This window comes from Phytobacter sp. V69 (assembly GCF_965644215.1).
Lineage (GTDB): Bacteria > Pseudomonadota > Gammaproteobacteria > Enterobacterales > Enterobacteriaceae > Phytobacter.
Genome location: NZ_CBFFRL010000243.1, coordinates 1 through 5932 on the forward strand (window position 1 = coordinate 1; position 5932 = coordinate 5932).

Sequence of the window (5932 nt, forward strand, 5' to 3'; positions counted from 1 at the left end):
TTATCGGTAGTTAACCCTTCCTCCTACACTCTCCACAATCATGTCCGAGCGTTGCACTTATTATCTGAATTCGCTATGTTTAGTGAGAATTCTCCTGTTTTATTCATTAATAAAAAATGTGCAAAAGCAAGGTAAAAGCGATGAGGCTTTACATTCTCGCTATGATTTTGTAGATGAATATTTCAATGCCCGATATCTGTATAACGAGGTATCTAACTGATAACGTTGGATTGAATAGAGTGAGTCAATGGCATATACCCTCCTCTCCATATCAATTAATGAAACAGAGCGCGGTTCGTAAATTAAAACTCACAGGAAAGTTATCCTGCTAAACGCCATTACCCAGGACGAGTTGAAAGAGCACCTCGCCTTCTGTAGCGGCTGTTTTAATTCACTTCACAGTGGCAGACACGTTACCGGAAATTAGCTTTCAGTAAGTGATTTATGGTCATGGCGGGCGCGAGTCAGCAAAGAATGCCCCAGCCAAATTTGAGATAATTTATCTTTATTCGTCACATCCTTCGCGTGTTTTGTTAACATCAGCATGAGTGACTCACAGGAAATTTCCTTATCACTGATGATGTGGGATAACACGGCTTCGCCGATAGCAATATACCCCAATTTATGTTCATCAGAATTTATAACCAAACCCACCTCCTTTATTAATGAGTTAACAATGCCTTGCATTTTTATTATAGCCAGTAACGCGACGGCTACTGAATATTCAGGGGATTCTTAATGTAAGTAATATCACAGGAAGACACGAGGACAGGATGAGAAAGAAATTGTATATCGGGGAAAGGGCAGGATGCATAAGTCACGCGGGACGTTGTGCTCAGCAGACTGTGTCGGCATGCGAGAACAAAAAATAGCGGAGGATGGGCGGGAGTGCCTTCTCCCCCCAATACAGGCAAATAGCCTTTTGCTGGTTACTTTTTCGCACTACACATCGTGAAAAGTGACGGCAAAACCTTGCTCCTTCCAGTGTGTGAATTGCTCCTGCTGATGACGCGACAATGTTTTGCCCGTCCAGATGAATATATTCAGGCCAGGAAAGAGTTCCGGTCTAAGCGTGTCTAACGGTTCCGGCAGGACGTCAATATTCCAGTCATGCTGTGATAAACGCCATGCCTCCAGCCACAGGCGAGTGCGATCATCGCAGCCCCAGCCAATTAACAGTGCATCTTTCCCCATTTTCTTACGTGAACGGGCAAGGCATAAGACGGCGTAATCGATTAAAACACCGTCCAGCAGGCTACACATAGCACGGGCGGTACTTTGATCAAGCGAAAGCCGTTGGCGAACAGGCACAAAGACATGATCGATAAGCACATCAGCGGTATGCTCCCGGCCCATTGCCATGATCAAGGCGCGCAGTTTAGCGGGGCGAATTTGCCGTAGTACGGCCAACACCTCTTCCTGAAGCGATTCCCATCCATCATGCGAAGCCACTTTATTCTCTTCGAGAAGCGCTTTGACCTTTCCGACCGGAACACCGCTCTCTATCCAACGTTTGATTTCTTCAATCCGTAGAATATCTTCTTCATCGAATTGTCGATGACCCCCTTCGCTGCGCTGAGGTTTCAACAAGCCATAGCGTCTCTGCCATGCGCGCAGCGTGACTGGATTTATCCCACATCGTTCAGCGACATCGCCAATACTGTAAAAGGTCATTGCGTCCCTCAAACTCAAACCCAATACGTTACTATTCCAAACTTATTACTCTAAACAGAGTTGTACAACTTGCCTATCTTGTACAAGCCAGAAAGTGCCTATTAGCAAGCATAACCGGAATCGGACGATGTGCAAAAAGGGTTTTCAACATCACAACGATTGTGCCTGCGAAGAAGGGAGAAAGTGACCCACACCGCTGGCGTACGCATCGCGGTGTGGGATAAACAAGTGGATTTAGTGGTAAAAGTTAAAGACCGCCTCGCTTTTCAGGCCAGGAGATAGCGGGTATCGCCCCAGGCGCGGGGGCCGCAAACAGATAGCGCTGGAATTGGGAGATGCCTGCAGACTCAAGCCACATCCACTCTTCCGGCTTTTCAACGCCGACAACTGACACGTTGATTTCCAGCGAAATACAGCATTTGATGATGGCCTGAATAATGGCCTGGCGAGGCCCGCTTTTGTGTACATCTTTGATCAGGTCGCGGTTAATCTTGATCCTTTCAGGCTGAAATTGCGCCAGCAGCAAGAGACCGGCGAACCCTGCGCCAAAATGATCGATAGCCACCCGAAAACCGGCGGCTTTCAGTAGCCTGACAGCATCGGTGAACGCATCCAGCCTGGAAATAACTTCATTTTCAGTGAACTCAACAATGACCTGCTCCGGTACAAGACCATGCGCCTCAGTGGCCTCTAACAGATAATTAACCGCACCGGGAACATTCACCAGCGTCATGGGACGCAAGTTGACCGACAGCGTCTGTGTTCCCAGATTAAGGGCGGATGCCATCGCAAAAGCTATTTTTTTGCTTTTTAAATCAGCTTCATAGACATCATCACTATTCAGCCCATCAAACCAGACCTGCGGCGCATGCCCATCGGGAGTACGAATCAACGCTTCCAGCGAAATGATCTCCCGGGCAAAGGGATCGATAATCGGCTGAAATGCGAAATAGCATCCTGCTTCCCGGTCTGGCGGCAGCGTCAAAGGCGTAGTGTCACCTTCATCCACAATAAACTCCCACGAATCACCGGGAGGAATTTCAAAATAGTTCTCTTTTTCCAGGTCTTCGACAAAGGTACGGAAGAACTGGAGCGCACGGTCTTCATAGGTCAGCTGGTACCGGGATGTGCCTTTATCCAGGACATGTTGAAGTACTTCTTCCCTGTCATATTCACGCAAATCAAAGAGTTCCATGCCTGACTTACCAAATCGCCGCAACGGCGCATAATCGCGTAACAGCTCCACAAGATTGTAGTGACGGCGATCGGTACAAATATGTTGGTAGATAGCAGACACACTCGCTTCCGGGCCTTCGAGCAACTGGAAAAAGTGGGTGCCGTTGAACAACAAAATACCCGTGACATCCGCTTCGCCGTTTTTGAGGTTCGCCGCTGCGACCATGTCCTCCAACAGAGCAAACGAAACGTTATCGCAAATATGACTGCGGTAAATAAGAGTTGTGAGCATGAGCAATCCGAAAGATAGCGTTGTAATTGCCACAATAACATAGGCTTACGCAGGGGGTCTTGTAATGACCATGACCAACGGCGGGTATACAACTGATTAATGTTGAGACGATAAAACCTGATGTTATTGTGGTTTTTGATGTCGCCTCAGCGAATGTTTCGCTAAAAGTGTAGCCTGGAACCCGCTAGCACACCGTATTTATCATTTCTATCTCCTTGAAAATAAAAAGATAGCACTTTTTGATCAAAAACAAAGAAAAAATTGTACAACTTTTATGTACAGGTTTTCTATAGTTGTATAGCTTAATACTTCCCTATACTGATAGCAGGTTATACAGGAGTGACAAATGCATCAGAACGGTTATCTTCCGGACACAACAAACGCTTTTATCCGTTATATCGACACGGCAGATCTGCCAACACAGCAAGAAACGCTGGGTGAGATTGTGGTCGATATACTGAAAGATGGGCGGCATTTGAACAGAAAATCGCTCTGTACAAAATTACTCAGCCGGCTGGAACAGGCATCAACACCGGAAGAGGAACGCCATTATCAGATGCTGATAAATCTGCTTTTCGGTCATGAGTAAACAAAATGACCTGTACATTAAGTCAATTCGGGCCGGCATGAGACATTGTTCCTGTCTGGCAGAAATGACTTCATGCCGCACGCCTTAAATGGACCATGCGGCAACCAGAGATTGTAGTTATGAATAGTAGTGAACATGAGCGACTGACAGATGAACTGATTGGGGAGGCAATGCTGTCCCTCCTCAAAGAAAAAGGCGCAATTAATACCCTGGCCCTCATCGCGAAGTTGCAGTCTATGCAGAGCCATGAGCAAGACGGCCAGCGGCGGGCAATGATTATGCGTCTGGTTGAGGAAATCAGCAGCAATACGTTTGCTGCTGAGCCTCATCAAAATAAAGATGAGCAACATGAGATGCTCAGGGACGCCGGAGATAATGTGTATCCATTATTCGGCAATCGACAACGACAGGATCGCAGTAAGAAACTCTGATGATTCTGGTGCGGATAATTTTACTAAGGCGCGACAAAAATGAACCCGGTGATGATTGAGCAATCAGATCTCTATAACAATCTGCCCAACAAGACGTTGTCTGACTATTTCCGTAATGCCGGCGATTTGCTGGTTGAAGAAACCACCATTCTTGGCGGCGTTATCCGTAGCATCCTGGCTTACGACGGGAACATTACCAACAAAGCCATCATCCTGCGCCTGATCAATCTCATGGAAAACACGGAAGATGTGGTGAGAAAAGACATCCTGCGTAAGACGCTGGAAATCGTTGTCGATCATACGATGGATGATATCTGAAGCGTAATCGAGTGAAATGCGAGGCGCATCGTCAAGTTATGACGCGGCGTCGTATTCATTTTACGCATTAAAGCCGGTTATTCTCCACTAACGCCTGCGCGCACGCCCAGGCGCTGGCCCACGCCCACTGGAAGTTATAACCTCCCAGCCAGCCGGTCACGTCCATCACTTCGCCAATAAAATAGAGCCCAGGAACCTTACGCGCTTCCATCGTGCGTGAAGAGAGCTCGTTGGTATCAACGCCACCCAGCGTGACTTCCGCCGTGCGATACCCTTCGGTGCCATTAGGCTGCACGCGCCACTTGGTCAGCGTGTCGACCAGGGTTTCCTGTTCACGACTATTGAGCTGCTTAAGGGTGACATCCGGGATCTGCCCTAACTGTTGCAGACACTCCACCAGCCGTTTCGGCAGTTGCATCGCCAGGGTGTTTTTCAGGCTCTGATTCGGGTGCGCCTGACGTTGCTCGTTGAGCAGGCCGTCGAGATCGCATTCCGGCAGCAGGTTGATGGTGACGAACTCACCCGCCTGCCAGTAGCTGGAAATCTGCAGAACCGCTGGCCCGGACAGGCCGCGATGGGTAAAGAGCAGGTTCTCTTTAAAAACGGTGCCGTCTTCGGCGGTGATCACCGAAGGCACCGAAACACCGGAGAGCACCTGGAATTGCTCCAGCAGCGGTTTGTGCAGCGTGAACGGCACCAGACCGGCGCGCGTTGGCAGCACGTTCAGGCCAAACTGCTCGGCGAGCTTATAACCAAACGGCGATGCTCCCAGCCCCGGCATGGAAAGCCCACCGGAGGCGATCACCAGTTTTTTCGCCGCCACCGTTTCGCCATTGAGCTGCAACGTGTAGCCGTCGTCATCACGGGACACACCCAGAACTTCGCTACGCAGACGCAGCGTGACCTGGCCTTTCTCGCACTCCGCCACCAGCATATTGACAATCTGCTCGGCGGAGTCGTCACAAAAAAGCTGGCCGAGGGTCTTTTCATGCCAGGCGATACCGTATTTGCCCACCAGATCAATGAAGTCCCATTGGGTATAGCGGGCAAGGGCTGATTTACAGAAATGGGGGTTCTGGCTGAGGTAGGCCGCAGGCTCAACATAGAGGTTAGTGAAGTTGCAGCGCCCGCCGCCGGACATCAGGATTTTGCGGCCAGGCTTCTTGCCGTTATCCAGTAACAGCACGCGCAAGCCCGCCTGCCCCACCTGAGCTGCACAAAACATTCCTGCCGCACCGGCACCAATAACAATGGCATCAAACCGTTCCACACCTGAACCCTCTTCATTATGTCGCGGCGGATTGTAAAGAGTTCGGGGTGGTCACACCAGCCCGAATGCGCAGAGCAATATCCATTGCATTGAAAAATATAAGAATATGCTTAGATAGTGTCGTCACAAGATTTTAGCCCAGAGAGCGATGCATCTGATCTGGACGGCAGCGAGAAATGAGG

The 5932-nt window shown here is 49.2% G+C and carries 7 protein-coding genes; 3 read left to right on the top strand and 4 right to left on the bottom strand.

Annotated features, from left to right (window positions below):
- Positions 1–423: 423 nt before the first annotated feature.
- From ACSZPU_RS22490 to ACSZPU_RS22500, 3 genes are all read right to left on the bottom strand, one after another.
- Positions 424–687: a hypothetical protein gene (locus ACSZPU_RS22490; RefSeq protein ID WP_499003334.1), complete on the bottom strand. Its 264-nt coding sequence runs from the start codon at positions 685–687 to the stop codon at positions 424–426.
- Between the two features lie 255 nt (positions 688–942).
- Positions 943–1674 (bottom strand): MerR family transcriptional regulator, encoded by a 732-nt coding sequence (locus ACSZPU_RS22495; RefSeq protein WP_499003337.1) that lies wholly within the window; start codon positions 1672–1674, stop codon positions 943–945.
- Between the two features lie 247 nt (positions 1675–1921).
- A complete protein-coding gene (locus ACSZPU_RS22500; RefSeq protein WP_499003339.1) occupies positions 1922–3142 on the bottom strand; it encodes a diguanylate phosphodiesterase in 1221 nt (406 codons plus the stop codon).
- A 346-nt stretch (positions 3143–3488) separates the two neighbouring features.
- Between ACSZPU_RS22500 and ycgZ the strand changes: the two genes are divergently transcribed.
- The 3 genes from ycgZ (at position 3489) to ACSZPU_RS22515 (ending at position 4480) form a co-directional block, all read left to right on the top strand.
- On the top strand, positions 3489–3731 hold the full coding sequence (ycgZ, locus tag ACSZPU_RS22505; protein ID WP_499003340.1) for a regulatory protein YcgZ: 243 nt from the start codon (positions 3489–3491) through the stop codon (positions 3729–3731).
- A gap of 119 nt (positions 3732–3850) precedes the next feature.
- Positions 3851–4162, top strand: coding sequence for a hypothetical protein (locus tag ACSZPU_RS22510; RefSeq protein WP_499003342.1), 312 nt, complete (start codon positions 3851–3853; stop codon positions 4160–4162).
- Positions 4163–4213: 51 nt separating this feature from the next.
- Entirely contained in the window at positions 4214–4480 is a 267-nt protein-coding gene (locus tag ACSZPU_RS22515; RefSeq protein ID WP_499003345.1) for a biofilm development regulator YmgB/AriR family protein, read from the top strand.
- A 67-nt stretch (positions 4481–4547) separates the two neighbouring features.
- Here the strand turns inward: ACSZPU_RS22515 and ACSZPU_RS22520 are convergent, their stop codons facing one another.
- The gene (locus ACSZPU_RS22520; protein WP_499003347.1) at positions 4548–5750 is read right to left on the bottom strand and encodes a BaiN/RdsA family NAD(P)/FAD-dependent oxidoreductase; all 1203 of its coding nucleotides are present in this window, start codon (positions 5748–5750) and stop codon (positions 4548–4550) included.
- Positions 5751–5932: the final 182 nt, after the last annotated feature.